This window comes from Rhizobium sp. 01T444 (assembly GCF_056398305.1).
On sequence record NZ_JBFTPD010000027.1, the window covers coordinates 40792 to 60098 of the forward strand.

General features: G+C 61.4%; 20 protein-coding genes. 12 read left to right on the top strand and 8 right to left on the bottom strand.

What is annotated here, in order from left to right:
• Positions 1-11: 11 nt before the first annotated feature.
• The 5 genes from AC1DTN_RS28290 to AC1DTN_RS28310 are packed head-to-tail and all read right to left on the bottom strand — an operon-like array spanning position 12 to position 5479.
• Entirely contained in the window at positions 12-1337 is a 1326-nt protein-coding gene (locus AC1DTN_RS28290; protein ID WP_442206525.1) for an LLM class flavin-dependent oxidoreductase, read from the bottom strand.
• On the bottom strand, positions 1334-2566 hold the full coding sequence (locus AC1DTN_RS28295; protein ID WP_439018405.1) for an acyl-CoA dehydrogenase family protein: 1233 nt from the start codon (positions 2564-2566) through the stop codon (positions 1334-1336). Before AC1DTN_RS28295 ends, AC1DTN_RS28290 begins: the two co-directional genes overlap by 4 nt.
• A gap of 12 nt (positions 2567-2578) precedes the next feature.
• Positions 2579-2920, bottom strand: coding sequence for a DUF3088 domain-containing protein (locus tag AC1DTN_RS28300; RefSeq protein ID WP_113320722.1), 342 nt, complete (start codon positions 2918-2920; stop codon positions 2579-2581).
• A gap of 10 nt (positions 2921-2930) precedes the next feature.
• Positions 2931-4289: an LLM class flavin-dependent oxidoreductase gene (locus tag AC1DTN_RS28305; protein WP_442206526.1), complete on the bottom strand. Its 1359-nt coding sequence runs from the start codon at positions 4287-4289 to the stop codon at positions 2931-2933.
• Positions 4290-4300: 11 nt separating this feature from the next.
• Positions 4301-5479, bottom strand: coding sequence for an acyl-CoA dehydrogenase family protein (locus tag AC1DTN_RS28310; RefSeq protein WP_113320843.1), 1179 nt, complete (start codon positions 5477-5479; stop codon positions 4301-4303).
• A 326-nt stretch (positions 5480-5805) separates the two neighbouring features.
• Between AC1DTN_RS28310 and AC1DTN_RS28315 the strand changes: the two genes are divergently transcribed.
• Together AC1DTN_RS28315 and AC1DTN_RS28320 are read left to right on the top strand one after the other, a co-directional pair.
• Positions 5806-6291: a GFA family protein gene (locus tag AC1DTN_RS28315; RefSeq protein ID WP_113320724.1), complete on the top strand. Its 486-nt coding sequence runs from the start codon at positions 5806-5808 to the stop codon at positions 6289-6291.
• A gap of 29 nt (positions 6292-6320) precedes the next feature.
• On the top strand, positions 6321-6950 hold the full coding sequence (locus AC1DTN_RS28320) for an ABC transporter substrate-binding protein (RefSeq protein ID WP_442206527.1): 630 nt from the start codon (positions 6321-6323) through the stop codon (positions 6948-6950).
• Positions 6951-7317: 367 nt separating this feature from the next.
• Here AC1DTN_RS28320 and AC1DTN_RS28325 read toward each other — a convergent pair whose 3' ends face one another.
• The 3 genes from AC1DTN_RS28325 to AC1DTN_RS28335 all read right to left on the bottom strand — a co-directional run bounded on the left by AC1DTN_RS28325 (position 7318) and on the right by AC1DTN_RS28335 (position 9332).
• Positions 7318-8088: a class I SAM-dependent methyltransferase gene (locus AC1DTN_RS28325; protein ID WP_439018901.1), complete on the bottom strand. Its 771-nt coding sequence runs from the start codon at positions 8086-8088 to the stop codon at positions 7318-7320.
• An 8-nt stretch (positions 8089-8096) separates the two neighbouring features.
• Positions 8097-8300, bottom strand: coding sequence for an alpha/beta fold hydrolase (locus tag AC1DTN_RS28330; protein ID WP_439018380.1), 204 nt, complete (start codon positions 8298-8300; stop codon positions 8097-8099).
• Between the two features lie 81 nt (positions 8301-8381).
• Complete coding sequence (locus tag AC1DTN_RS28335; protein WP_439018379.1) at positions 8382-9332, bottom strand: LysR family transcriptional regulator; 951 nt, start codon at positions 9330-9332, stop codon at positions 8382-8384.
• 98 nt (positions 9333-9430) lie between these two features.
• Between AC1DTN_RS28335 and AC1DTN_RS28340 the strand changes: the two genes are divergently transcribed.
• The 10 genes from AC1DTN_RS28340 to AC1DTN_RS28385 all read left to right on the top strand — a co-directional run bounded on the left by AC1DTN_RS28340 (position 9431) and on the right by AC1DTN_RS28385 (position 19307).
• Entirely contained in the window at positions 9431-10306 is an 876-nt protein-coding gene (locus tag AC1DTN_RS28340) for a dioxygenase family protein (protein ID WP_113320726.1), read from the top strand.
• Positions 10303-11364, top strand: a complete 1062-nt coding sequence (locus AC1DTN_RS28345; protein ID WP_477923589.1) for a maleylacetate reductase — start codon at positions 10303-10305, stop codon at positions 11362-11364. The genes AC1DTN_RS28340 and AC1DTN_RS28345 overlap by 4 nt, the downstream gene beginning before the upstream one ends.
• A 51-nt stretch (positions 11365-11415) precedes the next feature.
• Positions 11416-12696: an ABC transporter substrate-binding protein gene (locus AC1DTN_RS28350; RefSeq protein ID WP_477923633.1), complete on the top strand. Its 1281-nt coding sequence runs from the start codon at positions 11416-11418 to the stop codon at positions 12694-12696.
• A gap of 51 nt (positions 12697-12747) precedes the next feature.
• Positions 12748-13467: an ABC transporter ATP-binding protein gene (locus AC1DTN_RS28355; RefSeq protein ID WP_477923591.1), complete on the top strand. Its 720-nt coding sequence runs from the start codon at positions 12748-12750 to the stop codon at positions 13465-13467.
• Positions 13467-14189 (top strand): ABC transporter ATP-binding protein, encoded by a 723-nt coding sequence (locus tag AC1DTN_RS28360; protein ID WP_477923593.1) that lies wholly within the window; start codon positions 13467-13469, stop codon positions 14187-14189. Before AC1DTN_RS28355 ends, AC1DTN_RS28360 begins: the two co-directional genes overlap by 1 nt.
• Positions 14176-15039 carry a branched-chain amino acid ABC transporter permease gene (locus AC1DTN_RS28365; RefSeq protein WP_477923595.1) on the top strand — a complete coding sequence of 288 codons (864 nt, stop codon included), beginning with the start codon at positions 14176-14178 and terminating at the stop codon, positions 15037-15039. Before AC1DTN_RS28360 ends, AC1DTN_RS28365 begins: the two co-directional genes overlap by 14 nt.
• A gap of 9 nt (positions 15040-15048) precedes the next feature.
• Positions 15049-16164, top strand: coding sequence for a branched-chain amino acid ABC transporter permease (locus tag AC1DTN_RS28370; RefSeq protein WP_477923597.1), 1116 nt, complete (start codon positions 15049-15051; stop codon positions 16162-16164).
• Positions 16157-17911, top strand: coding sequence for an FAD-dependent oxidoreductase (locus AC1DTN_RS28375; protein ID WP_477923598.1), 1755 nt, complete (start codon positions 16157-16159; stop codon positions 17909-17911). Before AC1DTN_RS28370 ends, AC1DTN_RS28375 begins: the two co-directional genes overlap by 8 nt.
• 7 nt (positions 17912-17918) lie before the next feature.
• A complete protein-coding gene (locus tag AC1DTN_RS28380) occupies positions 17919-18803 on the top strand; it encodes an intradiol ring-cleavage dioxygenase (protein ID WP_439018372.1) in 885 nt (294 codons plus the stop codon).
• Between the two features lie 258 nt (positions 18804-19061).
• Positions 19062-19307 (top strand): RES domain-containing protein, encoded by a 246-nt coding sequence (locus tag AC1DTN_RS28385; protein ID WP_477923599.1) that lies wholly within the window; start codon positions 19062-19064, stop codon positions 19305-19307.

The window sequence follows — 19307 nt, forward strand, 5'->3', positions numbered from 1 at the left end:
ATTGTCGATCGCTATTCTGCCGCGGCCGCATACGGGTTGGTCGGGCGGGCAAGACCGAGATGCTCGCGAAGCGTCCGGCCGCTATAGGCTCGCCGGAATAGTCCGCGTTTGCGCAGGATCGGCACGACCTCGTCGACGAAGACCTCGAGCCCGTGCGGCAATACGTCCGGCATCAGGTTGAAGCCATCTGCCGCGCCGGCGACAAACCAGCGTTCGATGTCGTCGGCAACGTCCTGTGGCGTGCCGACAATGGTGCGATGGCCGGTGCCCCCGTTCAAGGCACGGATCAGGCCGCGCACGCTGAGCCCTTCCCGTTTGGCGAGCGCCAGCGTCGCACGGAAGAATGTATGGCCGCCATCGGGTGGCAGCGGAATGTCGTCCGGTAGCGGCGCGTCGAGGTCGAGGTTCTTGGCGTCGAGCTGCAGCACGCCCGCAAGTCGAGCGAGACTATATTCGAGCGGTATCAGCTCGCGCAGCTCTTCCTGCCGGCGTTTGGCCTCGATCTCGGTACTGCCGATGATCGTCGCGAGGCCGGCAAGCACGAGGATGCTGTCGGCCGGCCTGCCGAAGCGGGCGGCACGCCGGCGCAGGTCACCGGCATAATCGAGCGCCTCTTCGAAGGATTGCGAGGCGGAGAAAACGGCTTCGGCATGTTCGGCCGCAAGCTCTCTTCCATCGTCCGAGCCGCCGGCCTGGACGAGAACCGGATGGCCCTGAGGCGGGCGTGGAATATTATGCGGCCCGTGCACCTGGAAATGCTTGCCGCGATGGGCGATCGCATGGACACGTGTCGGATCGACGAAACGGCCTGTCGCGACATCGCCGATAAAGGCATCTTCCTCCCAGCTGTCCCACAGCGCCTTGACGACGGCGGTAAATTCGCCGGCGCGCTCGTAGCGGCTGGAATGGGCGACCGGCTTTTCGAGGCCGAAATTGCGGCTCTGCGACAGGTCGGCGCTGGTGACGATGTTCCAGCCGGCCCGGCCGGCGCTCGCATAGTCAAGCGTCGCAAAGCGACGGGCGATATTGTAGGGTTCGTTATAGGTCGTCGAGGCGGTGGCGATGAGCCCGATATGCTGTGTGTTGGCGGCGACCAGCGCAAGCACGATCGTTGGCTCGAGCGAGGTCAGCGGCCGGAAGTCCACCCGGTCCGAGATCGCCGCCTGGTCGGCGAGGAAGACGGCATCGAACGTGCCGCGTTCGGCGATCCTGGCGACATTGATGTAGTGATTGATATCGAAGGAGGCGCGCGGATCGCCGCCTTCCATCCGCCAAGCCGCAGGCGAGAAGCCCGAATGCAGGATATTGATGTTGAGATGAAGCTCTCGCCCGCTCATTGGAATATCCCGGGTTCAGGACAGTCGCCCGTCAGGAACCACGTCCCGACATTGCGTGTCTTGTATTCGGCCGGATTGTGCAGCGTATGGATGCGCACATTGCGCCAGAACCGGTCGAAACCATGGGCGCGCACCGCCGACCGCGCGCCCATGACCTCGAAGATCTCGCTTGTCACCTCGAGCGCCACCTTGCCGGCCAGCACGTTGGCGGAAGCAACTGCAATCGCTGCCTGGCCGCGCTCGTCCGCCGTCAGCGCAGCGCCTTTGGCATAGGCGGCGTCCATGGCCTGAGCTGCCCGGTCGGCAAGCGCGGTCGCAGCCTGCACCTTCGTCCAGAGCTCACCATATTGCCGCTTGATCCAGGGATCGTCGACGTGTCGCTCGACGCCGGAATAGATCCAGGGCCGTGATTTCGTGACCGTATAGTCGCGGGCTGCTGTGAGCGCGCCCTGGGCGGTGCCGACAAAGACGTTGAGGAGCACGCTCTGCTGCTGCTGGGGCGCCAGAAGCGCGATCGGGTCGCGCGGGCGCTCCGCCAGGATTTCGTCACCGTCGATCCCGACATCCTTGTAGAAGACTCTACCGCTGCCTGTCTGCCGTTGGCCGATACCGTCCCAATCGTCGGCGATGGTGATCCCCGGACGATTGGCCGGAATATAGGCAAAGCTGCGCTGGTTGGTTTCCTCGTCTTCCCAGGCGACCATGAGATAGTCGGCGACATGCGAGCCGGAGGCGAAGGGGCGAAAGCCGTTCAGGATGACACCACCGGCGGTCTTTCGGCCGAACAGGCTCTTCGAAAAACTGTTGGTCGTATTGCCCCAGAACCAGCGGCCATCCGCTGAGCGACGCAAGATCTCATGTGAGCGCTTGTCGCCAGCCGTCGCCGCGTTCTGCAGCGGGCTGAAATGATAGCCGTAGAGATGACCGAGCGAACCATCGACCTTGGAAAATTCACGCAGAACCCTGAGCGCGGTCGAATAGGGCTGCCCCTCACCGCCGAATTCCTTCGGGATCAGCAGATTGACGAGGCCGCTCTCCTTCAGAAGCCTAATCTGTTCGCAGGGTCGGCCGCCGAGCTGGTCGCGTTCGACAGCATCGTGAGCAAAGATCTCCGTGAGTTCGGCCGCCTTGGCGAGATAGGGATTGTCTCGATCCGCCTCAAACAGGGCAGGCGGATTCGGTGTCGGCTCTGGTTGATTTGGCTCGAACGTTCCAGGCTTTACGGTCACGGTGTTCTTCCTTCACTTATGAAGCCGGGGGAAGCCATGGCGCTCGGCAAGCAGTTCGAGGATGCGATCGGTCTTGTTGACGAAACGCACGCCATTCCAGTGTTCCGCATCAGCCGGTGCGTTCTCGGCGAGAACAAGCACGGGCAACGACTGATGTTCCTCGCCGACGGCAGCAATCACGCTTGCGCGCGGCCGGGGAAAGGCAACCCGCTCCACCTCGATCCTGCCTGCAAGATCGGGGAAGGACGCCAGCAGTCCCTCGATAGCGTTGCAATAGGGGCAGACGAAACTGACGCCCGGCTTGTTGGGATCGGAAAAACCCGGTTCGATGAGATAAAGCTTGTCGTGGCTCATTGGTTTCTCCCTATTCGGCCGCCGCAGCATTGCTGGCATCTGCGAAGCGGTTTGCCGGGCGCTTGAGACCCAGATTCTCGCGCAGCGTCGCGCCTTCGTATTCAGTGCGAAAGAGGCCTCGGCGGCGCAGCTCCGGAACGACGAGCTCGATGAAGTCGGCAAGCCCGCCCGGCATCAGCGGCGCCATGATGTTGAAGCCGTCGGCCCCGTAATTTTCGAAACGCTCTTCGAGCACATCGGCGATCTGGACCGGCGTGCCGACCACCTGCCAGTGGCCGCGGGCGCCGGCGATGCGCAGATAGAGCTGGCGGACCGTCAGATTTTCGCGTCGGGCGAGATCAAGGACGAGAGCCTGTCGGCTTTTACCGGCATTGGTGGCCGGCGGATCGTCGGGCACCAGCCCATCGAGCGGATAGGCGGATAGATCGACACCGGAGAGCTGGGAGATCAGGTTCAGTCCGACTTCGGGCTGAATGAGCGCCTGCAGGGATTCGAACTTTTCCTGCGCTTCGGATTCTGTTCTGCCGACAACAGGGAAAATGCCCGGCAGGATTTTCAGATCGTCATGTGAACGGCCGAATTTGGCAAGCCGGCCTTTGACATCGGCGTAGAAAGCGACCGCTTCCTCAAGGGTGATCTGGGCGGCGAATATGGCTTCCGCGGTACGCGCGGCAAGCTCCTTGCCGGGCTCGGAGGCTCCCGCCTGAACGAGGACTGGCCGCCCCTGCGGTGAGCGCGGGATGTTGAGGGGGCCGCGCACCTTGAAGTGCTTGCCACTGTGATCGAGCCTGTGGAGCTTATGAGGATCGAAATAGCGTCCCGATTGCCTGTCGCGAATGAAGGCGTCGTCTTCAAAGCTGTCCCAGAGGCCGAGGACGACATCGGCGAATTCCTCGGCGCGCTCGTAACGGTCGGCATGCAGGATCTGCGCGTCATGCCCGAAATTATAGGCGGCGTCCGGATCGGAAGATGTGACGAGGTTCCAGCCGGCCCGCCCGCCGCTCAACCGGTCGAGGGACGCAAACTGCCGTGCCAGATTGAACGGATCGGAAAAGCTCGTCGAGGCGGTGGCGATCAGGCCGATATTGCGGGTGACGGAGGAAAGCGCGGAAAGCAACGTGATCGGTTCGAACGGATAAATGCCACTATGGGCCTTGCGGGTTGCCGCTTCGACGTCTTTCAACCGTGCTGCCACGCCATCGGCAAAGAAGATGGCATCGAATTTCGCAGCCTCGGCAAGGCGTGCAAGTTCGAGATAATTTTCGAATTCCGTGCCGACAGAGGCCTGCGGATGGCGCCAGGCGGCGACATGGTGGCCGGTGAAGAGCAGGAAGGCACCGAGCTTGATCTGGTCCTTGCGTCTTGCCATGGAATATCCTTTCAGCGGTAGATGGCCGGCACGGGGAACTCGCCCGTCAGCAGAAAGGCGCCGACCGTGCGCTTCTTGTATTCGGCAGGATTGTGCAGCGTGTGGGTCCGCACATTGCGCCAGAAACGGTCGAAGCCGTTGGCCTGCGTGGCGGAACGCGCGCCCATGACCTCGAAGACCTCGCTCGACACGGCAAGGCCGACCTCGCCCGCATAAAGATTGGCCGTGGCGATATCGATGGCGGCAGCACCACGATCGGCGTGGCTCAGGGATGGTCCTTGCGCATAGGCGGCATCTAGGCTGCGGGCAGCCTTGTCGGCAAGTTCTGCGGCCGCAAGCGTGCGGATATAGAGTTCGCCATACTGGCGTTTGATCCATGGGTCGTCGATGTGTCGTTCCACACCGGAATAAATCCACGATCGGGATGCCGTTACGGTGTAGTCGCGGCCCTCTTCCAGGATGCCCTGGGCGCTGCCGACGAACACGTTGAGAAGGACGCTCTGCTGAAGAAGCGAGGTGAGGGACGCGTAAGGCGTCAGTGGCACGGAAGGGGCACTGATGACCTCATCGTCGCCGATCTGGAGGTCGCGGAAATGGACGGTGCCGCTGCCGGTTTGCCTCTGCCCGATCCCGTCCCAGTCATCCGCAATCACGATTCCCTGACGATCTGCGGGGACCGCCGCGGTGAGGCGTTCACCGGCCGAATTTTCCCAGGATATCTGGATATAGTCGGCAATGTGCGAGCCCGAGGAAAAGGGACGGCTGCCGTTGATCATCCAGCCGCCTTTGGTCTTTTCGCCTGTCGAGGTCTTCGACATGGCATTGCCGGAATTGCTCCAGACCCAGTTGCCGGCAGCCGATCCACTCAGCCACCTATCCCTCTGGGGATTTGAACCCCGAAAGAGGATGAGGTTCAGTGGCAGATGATGGTAACCGAAGAGGTGTGCGAGCGATCCGTCGGTCTTGGCGAATTCCCGCACGATGCGAAGGATCGTCAGCCAGGGAGCCCCCTGCCCACCATAGGCTTTCGCGATTTGCGCCGACGGCAGGCCGCTTTCCTTCAGGAGCCTGATCTGCTCAACAGGTCTTCCCCCTTGCTTGTCCCGATCGACCGCATCCCGGTGGAACGCCGCCCGCAACTCGGCAGCCTTTGCTAGGAGCGGATCATCAACGTCAAATTCGAACGACATATCGCCTCTGCGCATCATGGCGCCAGGTTTTCTGGCGGCGTCTATGGCGCCGACCGTCGACCGATGCTCGGGGCAAGTCCAGACAAATGAATTTGGGGTTCGGGAAAGAAATTCTTTCCGGAACCAGCGCATAGTCGGATTACGAGTCTCGGCCTGCTTCGGGTCCTGATACGGCTCAGTCGCCTAACTGATGAGCGCCACCCGTCATCGCAGTTGACGTGGACCTTCTTCGCGGGAGACTATCTCGCAAGGACCGACTTTGACGCGTGTGCCCGCAGGAGTCCTGGACGTCGCCTATTTCCGAAACTTAGTTAGTGGAGGACATTATGCAAACCATCGTTCTGACGGGAGGCTGCCAATGTGGTGCCGTCCGATATTCGCTCGATCAGCAACCACAGAACGTTCACATTTGTCACTGCCGAATGTGCCAGAAGGCAGTAGGCGGCCCCTTCGCGATCATCTGCCCCGTAATGAAGACGGCATTTCGCGTGACACGTGGCGCAGTCAGCTATTTCCGCAGTTCGGATGTCGGGCGCCGCGGATACTGCTGCGACTGCGGCACCCCGCTGACATTCGACTATCCTGATGGCGAGGACATCGGTGTTCTCGTCGGTACGCTCGACGAGCCTAACCGTGCGCCGCCCGAAAATCAGTACGGTAACGAGAGTCGTGTATCTTGGTATTCTGGGCTCGTACAGGTACCCGGCGACCGACCGACTTACGCCGACAACCCTCAGATGCTGCACCGGATCACGAGCACCAACCATCAGCATCCAGACCATGAAACGGATATCTGGCCTCCGACTCTCTAGCGCCCGGTTTAGTGTGAGCGAATAATAGTGTGACGCGACCACCGCCGAGCGCTGTGCAACTTCACGCACTTCTTTCGCGACGACGGCGAAACTCTTCCCCAGCACGCGCCACTTCAACGCCGACCAAGGCACTGCTTGCCAAGGCGGGATATCCGAACGGCTTTGAGGCGCGACTGCTCGCGTCATCGCAATATAGCTTCCATCAGAATACGGCGATCGCCATTCAGTCGGAGCTTGCAAAAATCGGCATCAAGGTGAAGCTCGACCTGCCGGACTGGGCAAGTCGCATGGCCAAGGCAACCGCTGCAGACTACGATTTTACCGTACTCGGCAGCCTCGGCGAGATTACCGATGCCGACTGGCTGAGCAATTACTACTACGGTGGCGACAAGCTCGTCCGAACCAACAATTCCCCCTACTTCAACGATCCGCAGATCAACGAGTTGCTCGACAAGGGCAGGGCAACCATCGACAAGGACGAGAGAGCGAAAGTCTATGATGCCTTCGTCGATAGAGCGCTCGAATTGTCGCCGCTCGTCTACTTTATGTGGCGCGAACAGAACTACGCCGTCAGGAAGGGTGTAACTGGTTTTACGAACATGCCCGGCTTCCTGACATTCCAGTCGGGTCTCAGCATCGAGAACACCAAAGTCGAATGAACACGAGGCTACCGGACGCAAAGGTGTCCGGTAGCCTCGTCTCCTCGCCGCGCATCCGATCCATCCCGACATCGATCGCGTGCCGAAGCGCGCCTTGTTCTAACCCATCATATGACCTCGCAACCTTCGGAGCATCTCCGGGCCGGTGCGTTCGACGGTGGTTTTGCCTGCACCGTCATCGTCTCCCTTGCCCTCGATCAGCGATCTGTTGTGGGCCATCAGGATACGGACGCTCGCGATCGCATGCGCGGGTGCCGCAACGACGGAAGAAGGTCTCGCGCCACACGGAGCATGAGCAGAACGGCGTCATCGGCGACACCGAGTGCCCGCCGAAACGCATGTTGAGGAGGAGATCTCCTCGTCCGATTTACACCCTGCGAGCTGTGATGATCCACGCGCGCGACTCAAAGAGTACGCCCTCCGTGGTCATATATGCCTCCAGCAGTTCGCGCAGCCGCTGCAGCGCCTTGTCGGGCGCTTCACCGGTTTGCGCCAGCGCGTCCTTCACAAGATAGAGCTCGACGAGCGCGTCAAAGGCCGTATCGACGTCCGGTCCGTAGAAAACCGGTTCTCGCACGTCGATAAAATCGATCGAAACAAAGCCGGCCGTCTTGAGGAGTTCTGCAGCGATGGTGGGATCGCCAAGCGAAAACGGCGTGGAAGCCTGTGCGGAAATCGCAATTCCCGGAGCCAAGGCTTGCCTGATGGCACCAGACCAAGCGTTGCGCTCCTGGCTCTGCCAGACCATCCATGCAAGGCGCGCGCCCGGACGCATCGCGCGGGCGACATTGTCAAACGCTGCCGCCGGATCGGCAAAGAACATGACGCCAAACCGGCTGATGCAGAGGTCGAAGCCCGCAGCCGGAAATGCGTGGTGCTGGGCGTCACCCTGCTCAAAGGCAATATTTCGCAATCCCGCTTCGTTGGAACGTCGGCGCGCAACCTCGAGCATTTCTGTGGAAGTATCCACGCCGATCGCCTCGCCTTCCACCGCGACACGGGCGGCCTCACGCGTCGTTTGTCCTGCCCCGCAACCGATATCGAGCACACGGTCACGTATTCCAACGGAGGCGGCGGCACGCAAATGCCCATTGTGCCGCTTTAATTCTGCATCATAGAAGTCAGCACGATCCAACATGTCCATCCTCACGTGGTTTTGCCTCGGTCACTTGACGAGAGTTCGGCATGTTCGTCGATAGCAGAAATGATCGTTTCCCAATCCTCGGGACGAATTTCATGGCCGTCGCCTTCGATCTTCACGAACTTCGCGTCCGCCACAGCTCGCGCGAGTGCCTTGCCGTGCGCGACGGGGAAAACTGGATCGTTGCCGTGAACGACGGGAGGCGGCACTTTGATCTCGTTCAGCCGGCTATGCCATGTCTGGTCCCGGAAGTGCCGTCAACAGTCGTCACTGATCGAGAGGCTGGCATATCAAAGACCCCATACGACCGCTTCTTCGTGGCGTTTGATGAGGTGGCGCAAGTTTTCGAAACCGGAGCGGACAAATGTGGCAAAGTGGTCGACGGCGGGAGAGCGCGGCGCATCAACACGGCTGAGGATCGCCAGTGCCCGTTCGGGATGCGGAATGGTGATTGGCAAAGCCGTGATCGACTTGTCCTTGCGTTGCGCAAAGACGACGCTATGGGGCATGATCGTCAGTGCATCGGCGGTCTTCAGATAGTTGATCACCGCCATCAGCGAACCACCCGAATAGCGGATCTTGAGTTCGGTTGCGCCGAATGAGAGAAGCAGCGCGCGCAAGTCCGCAAGCAAGGGACTGCCTGGTGGCGGTGCGACCCAGGGATATTCGAGAAGATGGCTCGGCTGCGGCCGCCGCTTCAAGAGCAGGGGATGCGTGACCCGGCAGGCGACAACGTTACGGCCGGGAAGAATCTGCTGAAACTCGAGCCCCGAGCCTTCATCGAGAATATCGATCGGGCAGATAGCGAGATCGATCTGGTCGGCTTTCAGCGCTGCCCTGAGATCCGGGAAGTAGCCGTAGCTCTGGTCGATGCGCACATCGGGGTGGCTCGACTGAAACTCCGCACAGATTCCGGCGATCAGCCCATCCATGAAAAAAGGCGTGCCGCCGACGCGCACGACGCCACTCTTGCCGACCCTGAAACTCTCGACGAGATCGGAGGCCTTGCGGGAGGCCGCCAGCATGACGAAACCATGCTCGGCGAGCGCCAGGCCAAAGGCTGTCGGCTGCAGGGGGCGACGGCCCCGGACGAAAAGCGGCTCGCCCAGGCGCTTTTCCAACATGGACAAGGTGCGCGAGACGGCAGGTTGTGCAAGTCCCAGCAAAGCCGCGCCTTCGGTAACGCCGCCGGTCTTGACGACGGCGGCGAGCTGGATCAGGTGACGCTCATCGATCTTCATAACGATCCGTTATATTATCTCTTAACAAAATCATCAATCGACGTGGCTCTGCCTGCTATTCTACCCGCACGTCGCAGAGCAAGTCGGGGAGGATTGGCATGGCGGGGCACTCTCAACCGCTCACATTCAGCGAGGCGACATCGTCTGAAGCCTTCGCTGAGCGTTTTTCTGCCGGCAGGGACGCCAGGCTAGTCGAATTGCTCTCAGCCGCCGTGACCCATGCGCACGACCTCATCAAGCAGTTTCGGCCGACCCAGGACGAGTGGCGAAGCTTCATCGCTTTCCTGACGGAGGTCGGTCACGCTTCGGACGAGCGTCGGCAGGAATGGGTGCTTCTATCCGACCTGATCGGCGCTTCGGCACTTATCGAAGACATCAATTCGCGCCGGCCGAAGGGGGCAACCCCCAATACAATCCGCGGCCCCTTCTTCCGCGCCGATGCGCCTGCACGTGCCTCGGCGTCGTCGATCTCGCTCGACGGCATCGGCGAGCCGCTTATGGTGTCGGTTCGCGTCCAGGATCTCGACGGCCTGCCCGTCGCAGGCGCTGAAGTCGTGACCTGGCAGGCCAACGCAGAGGGCTTCTACGAGAACCAGCAACCGGATCTCCAGCCCGAACATAATCTGCGGGGCCTGTTCAGAACCGATGTAGAGGGGTGCCTTTCCTATCGCTCTATTGTTCCGTCCGGCTACGGCGTGCCGGCCGACGGTCCAGTCGGTAGGCTGCTGTCTGCGGCCGGTTATCCCTTGCGCCGGCCGGCGCATCTGCATTTCGTCGTGCGTGCAAAGGGCTTCGAGACGATTACGACACACGTTTATGACGCAAGCGACCCGCACCTGCACGAAGACGCGCTGTTTGGCGTGCGCCCCGAGCTCATCACCTCTTTCGATCCCGTCGAGGTCGACGGACGTAATGCAAAGGCGGTGGAGCTTATCTTCGTCATGGTCCGGGCAAAACCGGAGAGGGCGGCATGATCGACGCGTTTTCCTATGCCGGCAGTCCGGCCCGGATTGTCTTCGGCGACGGCAGCAGGAGCAAGGTTGGAGAATGGATTGTGACGGCCGGCTGCAAGCGGGCGCTCGTCCTTGCAACGCCTCATCAAAAGGCGGATGCGGAGGCGTTGGCAACCGAAATCGGCTCTCTTGCCTGCGGTGTTTTTACCGGCGCTACCATGCATACGCCGGTCGACGTGACCGAGGCCGCGATGAAAATGGTGGCCGAAACCGAGGCGGATTGCGTGGTCTCGCTCGGTGGAGGATCGACGACCGGCCTCGGCAAGGCGATTGCCTATCGCACCGACCTTCTGCAGATCGTCGTGCCGACCACCTATGCCGGTTCCGAGGTCACGCCCATTCTTGGCCAGACGGAAGGCGGTCGGAAAACGACTGTACGTGACGCGCGGATCCTGCCGGAAATCGTTCTCTACGACCCGGCCTTGACCCTGGGGCTACCGGTTTCGATGAGTGTGACGAGCGGCCTCAATGCCATGGCGCATGCCGTCGAAGGCCTTTATGCACGTGACCGTAATCCTATTTCGACCCTGATGGCTCTTGAGGGGCTGCGCGCTTTTTCCAGAAGCCTGCCAAAAATCGTAACAGCGCCCGACGATGCCGATGCCCGAAATGAGGCGCTCTATGGTGCCTGGCTCTGCGGCACAGTGCTTGGCACGGTCGGTATGGCGCTGCATCACAAGATCTGCCACACGCTCGGCGGCTCCTTCGACACCCCGCATGCCGAAACCCATGCGGTGATGCTGCCGCATACGGCCGCGTTCAACGCGAKGGCGGCAGCGGCAGAACTTGCCCCAGCTGCCAATCTCTTCGGAGGCTCGATCGGTGGCGGCCTGTGGGATTTTGCCAAGTCGATTGGCGCGCCGTTGACGCTCAAGGAATTCGGGCTGACCGAGGTCGATCTCGACCGTGCGGCTTCGATTGCCGTTGAAAATCCTTACTGGAACCCGCGCCCGATTGACCGGGGTTCGATCAGGGCACTTTTGCAGGAGGCCTGGGATGGCCGCCGACCAGCAGATTGATCGTCTGCCTGACTACGCACTCTTTGGGAGGAGAGGACAATGGGAGGACATATGTTTACGAGACGCAATTTTCTGAAGACGACGGCAGCCGGCGGAGCCGCGCTTGCCGCATCCAGCCTTGCCGCCCCGGCAATCGGTCAGACGGCGGCAATCAAGCTTGGCTATGTCAGCCCCCAGACCGGTCCGCTTGCAGCCTTCGGAGAGGCCGACAAGTTCGTCATCGATGCCTTCCTGGCGACGACCAAGAAGCTCGGCCTCAACTATGAGGTCGTGGTCAAGGACAGCCAATCCAACCCCAACCGCGCTGCCGAGGTCGCCAAGGAGCTGATCGTCGATGATCAGATCAACCTGATGCTGGTTTCCTCGACGCCGGAGACGACCAATCCGGTCTCGACGACCTGCGAAGGCGAGGGCATGCCCTGCATTTCCACGGTCGCGCCCTGGCAGCCCTGGTTCATCGGCCAGCAGGGCAATCCGGGCGATCCTGCTTCCTGGAAGCCCTTCGACTATGCCTATCATTTCTTCTGGGGCCTGGAGGATATCATTGCCGTCTTCACCGGCATGTGGGGACAGATCGAAACCAACAAGAAGATCGGCGGGCTCTTTCCGAATGACGGGGATGGCAATGCCTGGGGCGACAAGGTCGTCGGCTTCCCGCCGGTGCTTGAAAAGCTCGGCTATGGGCTGACGGACACGGGTCGCTATCAGAACCTGACGGACGATTTCTCCGCGCAGATCAACGCCTTCAAGCAGGCCGGCACGGATATTCTGACCGGCGTGATGATCCCGCCGGATCTCACCACCTTTTGGAACCAGGCCAAGCAGCAGGGCCTGAAGCCAAAGATCGCCTCGATCGGCAAGGCGCTGCTTTTTCCGCAGACGGTTGAGGCGCTCGGCAATGCCGGCCACAATCTGTCGACGGAAGTGTGGTGGACACCAAGCCATCCGTTCAAATCGTCACTGACGGGCGAGACGACGGCTGCCGTCGCCGATGCCTTCACGAAATCCACCGGCCGTCCCTGGACGCAGCCGATCGGCTTTGCTCATGCCCTATTCGAACTCGCCGTCGACGTCATGAAGCGTGCCGGCGATGTCAGTGACGGTGATACGGTCGCAAAAGCGATCGGCGAGACCAAGCTCGACACGCTTGTCGGACCGATTGCCTGGGGCAATGAGAAGCTTCCGCCCTTCGCCCAGAAGAACGTCGCCAAGACGCCGCTGGTCKGCGGTCAGTGGCGGCTGAAATCGGGCGGTGGTTACGATCTCATCGTCGTCGAAAACGGCCTTGCACCGAACGTGCCGCTCGGCGGCAAGCTCGAAGCGCTGGCGTAAGGCACATCCGCCCGGCTTTGCGGCCGGGCGGACCTTTGCGGAGATTGGCCGATGCCCATCCTGGAACTCAATGCTGTCTCGAAATCCTTCGGCGCGCTCGTCGTTGCCGAGGGTATCAGCTTTTCGGTCGAGCCGGGCGAGGCGCTCGGCGTCATCGGGCCGAATGGTGCCGGCAAATCCACGCTCTTCAACCTGATCAACGGCAATCTGTCCGTTGCGAGCGGGGCAATCCGCTTTGACGGCCGGGACGTTACCCATACGCCGCCGATGCAGCGCTGCCTTGCCGGCATGGGTCGCACCTTCCAGATCCCGCAGCCCTTCGAGCGTCTGACCGTCTATGAAAACCTGCTCGTCGCAGGCGCTTTCGGCACACGGGCGAGCGAAGCCGATGTCGCCGGTTTCTGCGCCGACATCCTGGTCGAGACCGGCCTGATCGCCAAGGCCAACCGACAGGCGGCATCGCTGTCCCTTTTGGAGCGCAAGCGGCTGGAGCTTGCCCGCGCGCTTGCCACCCGGCCGAAACTCCTGCTCCTCGACGAAATCGCCGGTGGCCTGACGGAAGGCGAATGCCGGCAATTGGTGGCGACGATCAGGCGCGTTCATCAACGCGGCATGACCATTATCTGGATCGAGCATGTGCTGCATGCGCTGACCGCTGTCGCCGAGCGCATCCTGGTCCTCAATTTCGGGCGTGTCGTCGGTATCGGTGCGCCGGAAGCGATCATGGCCTCGGACGAGGTGCGCGCCATCTATCTCGGCATGGAGGTCTGATGGCAAGCCTTCTTGAAACCCGCGGCCTGACGGCCTTTTACGGCGACTTCCAGGCCGTTTTCGGCATCGACATTGATCTCGATGCCGGCGAGACGATTGCCGTCATCGGCGCCAACGGTGCCGGCAAGTCGACGCTGATGCGCTCGATTGCAGGTGTGATTGCCAACCGGGCGGATATGGTCCTGCATCGGGGCGAGGCGATCGGTGCAATGCCTTCTTTTGATGTCGTGCGCCGCGGCATCGCTCTCGTGCCGGAAGGGCGCAAGCTCTTTGCCTCGCTGACGGTGGAAGAAAACCTGCAGGTCGGCAGCTACGGCTGCAAGCGATCCGGGCCCTGGTCGCTGCAAAGCGTCTACACGCTGTTTCCGATCCTGAAGGAAAGGCGCAGCAATCCGGCGACTGCGCTTTCGGGCGGCCAGCAGCAGATGGTGGCAATCGGCCGTGCCCTGATGTCGAACCCGGAGATCCTGCTCTGCGATGAGCTCAGCCTCGGTCTGGCGCCCGTCGTCATCAAGGATATCTACGCAGCCTTCAGCCGCATTCGCGCATCCGGGATGGCGATCGTCGTCGTCGAGCAGGATATCGCCCAGGCCCTGAAGGTCGCCGACCTCGTCTATTGCATGATGGAGGGACGGATAACCCTGAGCGGGCGCCCGGCCGACCTCGATCGGGCCGACATCCACGCAGCCTATTTTGGAGCGGAGAGCAATGAACTGGCTTGATACGCTTCTTCAGGGCGTGTTGCTCGGCGGGCTCTATGCCCTGTTTGCTGCCGGCCTCAGTCTGGTGTTCGGCATCATGCGGCTTGTCAATCTTGCCCATGGCGACCTCATCGTGCTGGCAGCATTTTTGATTCTGCTTCTCGTTTCGTCGCTCGGCCTCGATCCATTCACTGCGGCGCTGATCGCAGCGCCCTTGATGTTTGCGATCGGCTGGCTGCTGCAATACCACCTTCTCAACCGCACGCTCGGCAAGGATGTCTTGCCGCCACTGCTTGTGACCTTCGGCCTGTCCATCGTCATCCAGAATGGTCTTCTGGAGGTCTTCACTGCCGATAGCAGAAGGATTTCCGCCGGATCTCTGGAGACGGCGTCGCTGCAGGTGGGCGGCATCAATGCCGGATTGATGCCGCTTCTGACTTTCGGCTCGGCTGTCGCGGTGATTGTCGCTCTGAACCAGCTCATCTATCGCACCGCACTCGGGCGCGCCTTCCGCGCCACGTCGGACGATGTGGTCACAGCCGGCCTGATGGGTATCCGTCCGAACTCGATCTTTGCCATCGCCACGGGACTGGCAATGATGATCGTGACCGTTGCCGCGCTCTATCTCGGCATGCGGGCAAATTTCGATCCGACAGCCGGGCCGGCGCGGCTGATCTATGCTTTCGAAGCCGTGATCATCGGCGGTCTCGGATCGCTCTGGGGCACGCTTGCCGGCGGCGTCATCCTCGGGCTTGCGCAGACGATCGGGGCCGCCATCAATCCGGAATGGCAGATCCTTGCCGGACATATCGCCTTCCTGATCGTTCTGCTCCTGCGGCCGCGCGGCCTCTTTCCGCGCGCTGTCGATTGAGGCGGCGCCATGACCACGGGTTTGGAAACCATGACAACCGATAGTCAAGCATCCCCGGATTGGAGGATCGAAACAGGCACGCGGCTGTCCCAGATCTTTTCGCTGGTCTGCCTGGTTGTGCTCGCCGGCCTTGCGGCAGCACCGCTTTTCCTGTCACGCGGCGTGGTGCAGGATCTGTTCTTCATCCTGACGATGCTGACCCTGGCGCAGAGCTGGAACCTGCTTGCCGGCTATGCGGGGCTGATTTCGGTCGGCCAGCAGCTCTTTGTCGGCTGCGGCGCCTATGCTCTCTTCGGCCTCGTCATTCTGGCCGGGCTCGATCCGATCCTCGCCATCCCGCTTGCCGGCGTCGCCGCCATGGTGATCGCCGTACCGACCGCTTTCTTCGCCTTTCGCCTCTACGGCCCGTATTTTGCGATCGGCACCTGGGTTATCGCTGAAGTCGGACGACTGCTGCTTGCCCAATGGAAGGCGCTCGGCGGTGGTACCGGCACGTCGCTGCCGCGGGATGCGACCCGCGACATGCTGGGCATCTCCCTGCTTGAAGACTGGTTCGGCATGCGGGCTGCCGCGGCAGCCGATGCCCTGTCCTTCTGGCTTGCGCTGATCGTCGCGGCCGCAACGATTGCGACCGTCTACAAGCTGTTGCGCAGCCGCCAGGGTCTCGGGCTTGCGGCGGTGCGCGACAACGAGACGGCTGCGCGTGCACTCGGCGTCGATGCACGCCGGCTTAAGACGATGATCTATCTGTTTACGGCCTTCATCACCGGCATCATCGGCGCGCTCATCTATCTCCAGAAGGGGCGGATATCGCCTGATGCCGCCTTCTCGCTGACCGACTGGACGGCCTATGTCATCTTCATCACGGTCATCGGTGGGATAGGCACGATCGAAGGGCCGATCCTTGGCGTGCTGGTCTTCTTTTTCCTGCAGAACGCCTTTTCGGCCTACGGCTCCTGGTACCTTCTGGCGCTCGGGGCGCTTGCCATCGTCACCATGCTGTTTGCGCCCCGGGGACTCTGGGGGCTGATATCCGACCGCACAGGTTGGGAACTCTTTCCGGTTCGCCGCCTGCTCGGGGGCGGATCTGTTCTACCAGATGAAAAGGGAGGGCCGAATGGCTGATATCACCACCGACGTCTTGATCATAGGAACGGGACCTGCGGGCTCGGCGACTGCCGCATTGCTGGCGAGCTACGGTCTGGAGCCGCTCGTGATCAATCGCTATCGCTGGCTCGCCAATACGCCGCGCGCGCATATCACCAACCAGCGCACGATGGAGGTTCTGCGCGATCTCGGCCGGGATGTGGAAGACGAGGTCTATCTGTTTGCGACCGAACAGGACCTGATGGGGCAAAACGTCTTCTGCACGGCGGTCGCGGGCGAGGAAATCGGCCGCATGCAGAGCTGGGGCAATCATCCGCTGTCGCGCGCCGAACATATCCTGTCCTCGCCGGGGCGGATGAACGACCTGCCGCAGACCTATATGGAGCCGCTCCTCTTCAAGACGGCCTGTTCGCGCGGCGCCCAGTCGCGCATGTCGACCGAATATCTGAGCCATGTCCAGGATGCTGACGGCGTCACGACGACATGCCTCGATCGCCTGACGGGGAAGGAAGTGACGATCCGCTCGAAATTCCTCATCGGCGCCGATGGCGGCAATTCGAAGGTCGCCGAGCATGCCGGCCTGTCCTTCGAGGGCCGGATGGGTGTGGCCGGTTCGATGAACATTCTCTTCGAGGCGGATCTGTCGCGTTATGTCGCCCATCGCCCCTCCGTGCTTTACTGGGTTCTGCAGCCGGGTGCCGACGTCGGCGGTATCGGCATGGGCCTCGTACGCATGGTAAGGCCGTGGAACGAGTGGCTGATCGTCTGGGGCTATGACATCAATCAGCCGGCCCCCGCAGTCGACAATGCCTTTGCCACCAAGGTCGTGCGTGAACTGGTCGGCGTTCCCGAGCTTGAGCCGAAGATCAAGTCGGTCTCCACCTGGACCGTCAACAATATGTACGCGACGACCCTGTCGAATGGCCGGGTTTTCTGCATCGGTGATGCCGTGCACCGCCATCCGCCATCGAACGGTCTCGGCTCCAACACGTCGATCCAGGACGGCTTCAACCTCGCCTGGAAGCTTGCCATGGTGATCAGGGGCCAGGCCGGAATGGGCCTTCTCGACAGTTATCAGGCTGAGCGCGCGCCCATTGCAAAGCAGATCGTCACGCGCGCCAACAAGTCGATCGAGGAATTCGGCCCGATCTTCAAGGCGTTGGGCCTTCTGGATTCCGTCGATCCGGTCAAGATGCAGCAGAACATGGACGCGCGTTGCGATGACGGCGAGGCCGCCGAACGCCAGCGCGCCGCCATCCGTGATGCCATCGCCTACAAGGTCTATGAATTTGATGCCCATGGCGTCGAGATGAACCATCGCTATGCATCGCAGGCCGTCGTCAAGGACGGGCAGGCAGAACCCGCCTTCGAAAAGGACCCCGAGCTTCACTGCCAGCCGACGACATGGCCGGGAGCACGGCTTCCGCATGTCTGGCTGTTCGGGACGCAGGGAGAGAAGGTTTCCAGTCTCGATCTTACGGGGCATGGCATTTTCACGGTCCTGACCGGGATCGGCGGCGACAGTTGGGCTCTCGCGGTAAAGGCGCTGTCGAAGGAGTTCGGCATCCCGATCGCCATCCACAAGATTGGTCCCCGGCAGGTCTGGCAGGATCTGACGGGAGATTGGGCGGGCGCCCGCGAGATCAGTGATTCCGGCGCCTTGCTCGTTCGTCCCGACCATCATGTCGCCTGGCGCTCGCATGCGGCGGTCGCCGAGCCTGAAGCCGAACTGAGCCACGTCCTGAAAATAATCCTGGATCGCTGAGGTCGTCATGGGTGCTGAAGAAAACGGCTATTTCACCGAAGAAAATTCCGTCGACGTCGTCACCAGCCGCAATGGCGGGGCAAAGAGCGCGCGGTTGAAGGTGATCATCGAGGTCGTCACCCGCAAGCTCCACGAGGCGGTGAAGGAACTGGAACCGACGCAGGAGGAATGGATGGATGCGATCCTGTTCCTCACGCGCACCGGCCACACCTGTACCGACTGGCGGCAGGAATTCATCCTCCTTTCGGATGTGCTCGGCGTTTCGATGCTCGTCGATGCGATCAACAATCGCAAACCCACCGGGGCCTCGGAGAGCACGGTACTCGGACCGTTCCACGTCGCCGATGCCCCGGAATTGCCGATGGGTGCCAATATCTGCCTGGACCACAAGGGCGAGGATATGGTCATCAGTGGCCGCATCCTGGATACCGATGGCAAGCCGATCGCCAATGCCGTCCTCGATGTCTGGCAGGCCAATGACGAAGGCTTCTATGACGTGCAGCAGCAAGGTATCCAGCCGGATTTCAACCTGCGCGGCGTATTCCGAACGGGAAAGGACGGGCACTATTGGTTCCGCGCGGTCAAGCCCAAATATTATCCGATCCCTGATGACGGGCCTGTCGGGCAGATGTTGGGTGCGCTCGGCCGACACCCTTTCAGGCCGGCGCATCTGCATTACATCATCAAGGCGGGAGGGTTCGAAACACTTGTCACGCATATCTTTGATCCCGACGATCCCTACATCCATTCGGACGCGGTGTTTGGCGTGAAGGAGAGCCTTCTTGCCGACTTCAAGCTGACCGAGGATCCCGCTCGAGCCAGAGAGCTCGGCTTCGAGGGAAAATTCTGGCAGGTCGAGCACGATTTCGTGCTCGCACCAGTTAAGTCTTAGGTTGGGGCAGGTCCGCACCGGTCGCGGCAATTTGGTCAAAAGCGTTCCATAGACCAAATTGAGCGGCCGCTCGTACTTCAGAGTCCGCAACGACGACATCCAGTCTACGCTCCGCGCCGTCCTTGCTGCCCGAGACGGGCGTAGAGTTGCGGAAATCCCACGTCCGCGCGTAATCTTTGTGTCCGGCCGTGATCTAACTGGTGATGGGGATAGCCAACCTTAGCTTCGGCGGGAAAGAAGCCGCACTGGTCCGGCAGCGTGAGGGAAGTCCCTCATTCGGGTCTTTCCTACGACGCTCCACAGGCTTGGGCAAAGGCATTGATCGATCATCCGCTGAGCCCTGACGGAATTGCCTATCATGCTCGCCATGACGATACCGAACTCTGCTACGCGATCTTCAACCGGGCTAAGTCCGCCATTGGAGAGGTGTCCCGTGAACCCGATCTCGATCAGGACTGGTTTTGGCGAGTGGGGTGCCCCCATGGAGTCGGCTTGGCGCCCTAG

Bases quoted from the DNA above. Each gene is read 5' to 3' on its own strand.
- AC1DTN_RS28370 (WP_477923597.1), top strand. From the start codon at position 15,049: ATGACCACGGGTTTGGAAACCATGACAACCGATAGTCAAGCATCCCCG.
- AC1DTN_RS28380 (WP_439018372.1), top strand. From the start codon at position 17,919: ATGGGTGCTGAAGAAAACGGCTATTTCACCGAAGAAAATTCCGTCGAC.
- AC1DTN_RS28315 (WP_113320724.1), top strand. From the start codon at position 5,806: ATGCAAACCATCGTTCTGACGGGAGGCTGCCAATGTGGTGCCGTCCGA.
- AC1DTN_RS28375 (WP_477923598.1), top strand. From the start codon at position 16,157: ATGGCTGATATCACCACCGACGTCTTGATCATAGGAACGGGACCTGCG.
- AC1DTN_RS28335 (WP_439018379.1), bottom strand. From the start codon at position 9,332: ATGAAGATCGATGAGCGTCACCTGATCCAGCTCGCCGCCGTCGTCAAG.
- AC1DTN_RS28360 (WP_477923593.1), top strand. From the start codon at position 13,467: ATGGCAAGCCTTCTTGAAACCCGCGGCCTGACGGCCTTTTACGGCGAC.
- AC1DTN_RS28340 (WP_113320726.1), top strand. From the start codon at position 9,431: ATGGCGGGGCACTCTCAACCGCTCACATTCAGCGAGGCGACATCGTCT.
- AC1DTN_RS28365 (WP_477923595.1), top strand. From the start codon at position 14,176: ATGAACTGGCTTGATACGCTTCTTCAGGGCGTGTTGCTCGGCGGGCTC.
- AC1DTN_RS28310 (WP_113320843.1), bottom strand. From the start codon at position 5,479: ATGTCGTTCGAATTTGACGTTGATGATCCGCTCCTAGCAAAGGCTGCC.
- AC1DTN_RS28305 (WP_442206526.1), bottom strand. From the start codon at position 4,289: ATGGCAAGACGCAAGGACCAGATCAAGCTCGGTGCCTTCCTGCTCTTC.
- AC1DTN_RS28300 (WP_113320722.1), bottom strand. From the start codon at position 2,920: ATGAGCCACGACAAGCTTTATCTCATCGAACCGGGTTTTTCCGATCCC.
- AC1DTN_RS28355 (WP_477923591.1), top strand. From the start codon at position 12,748: ATGCCCATCCTGGAACTCAATGCTGTCTCGAAATCCTTCGGCGCGCTC.
- AC1DTN_RS28290 (WP_442206525.1), bottom strand. From the start codon at position 1,337: ATGAGCGGGCGAGAGCTTCATCTCAACATCAATATCCTGCATTCGGGC.
- AC1DTN_RS28325 (WP_439018901.1), bottom strand. From the start codon at position 8,088: ATGTTGGATCGTGCTGACTTCTATGATGCAGAATTAAAGCGGCACAAT.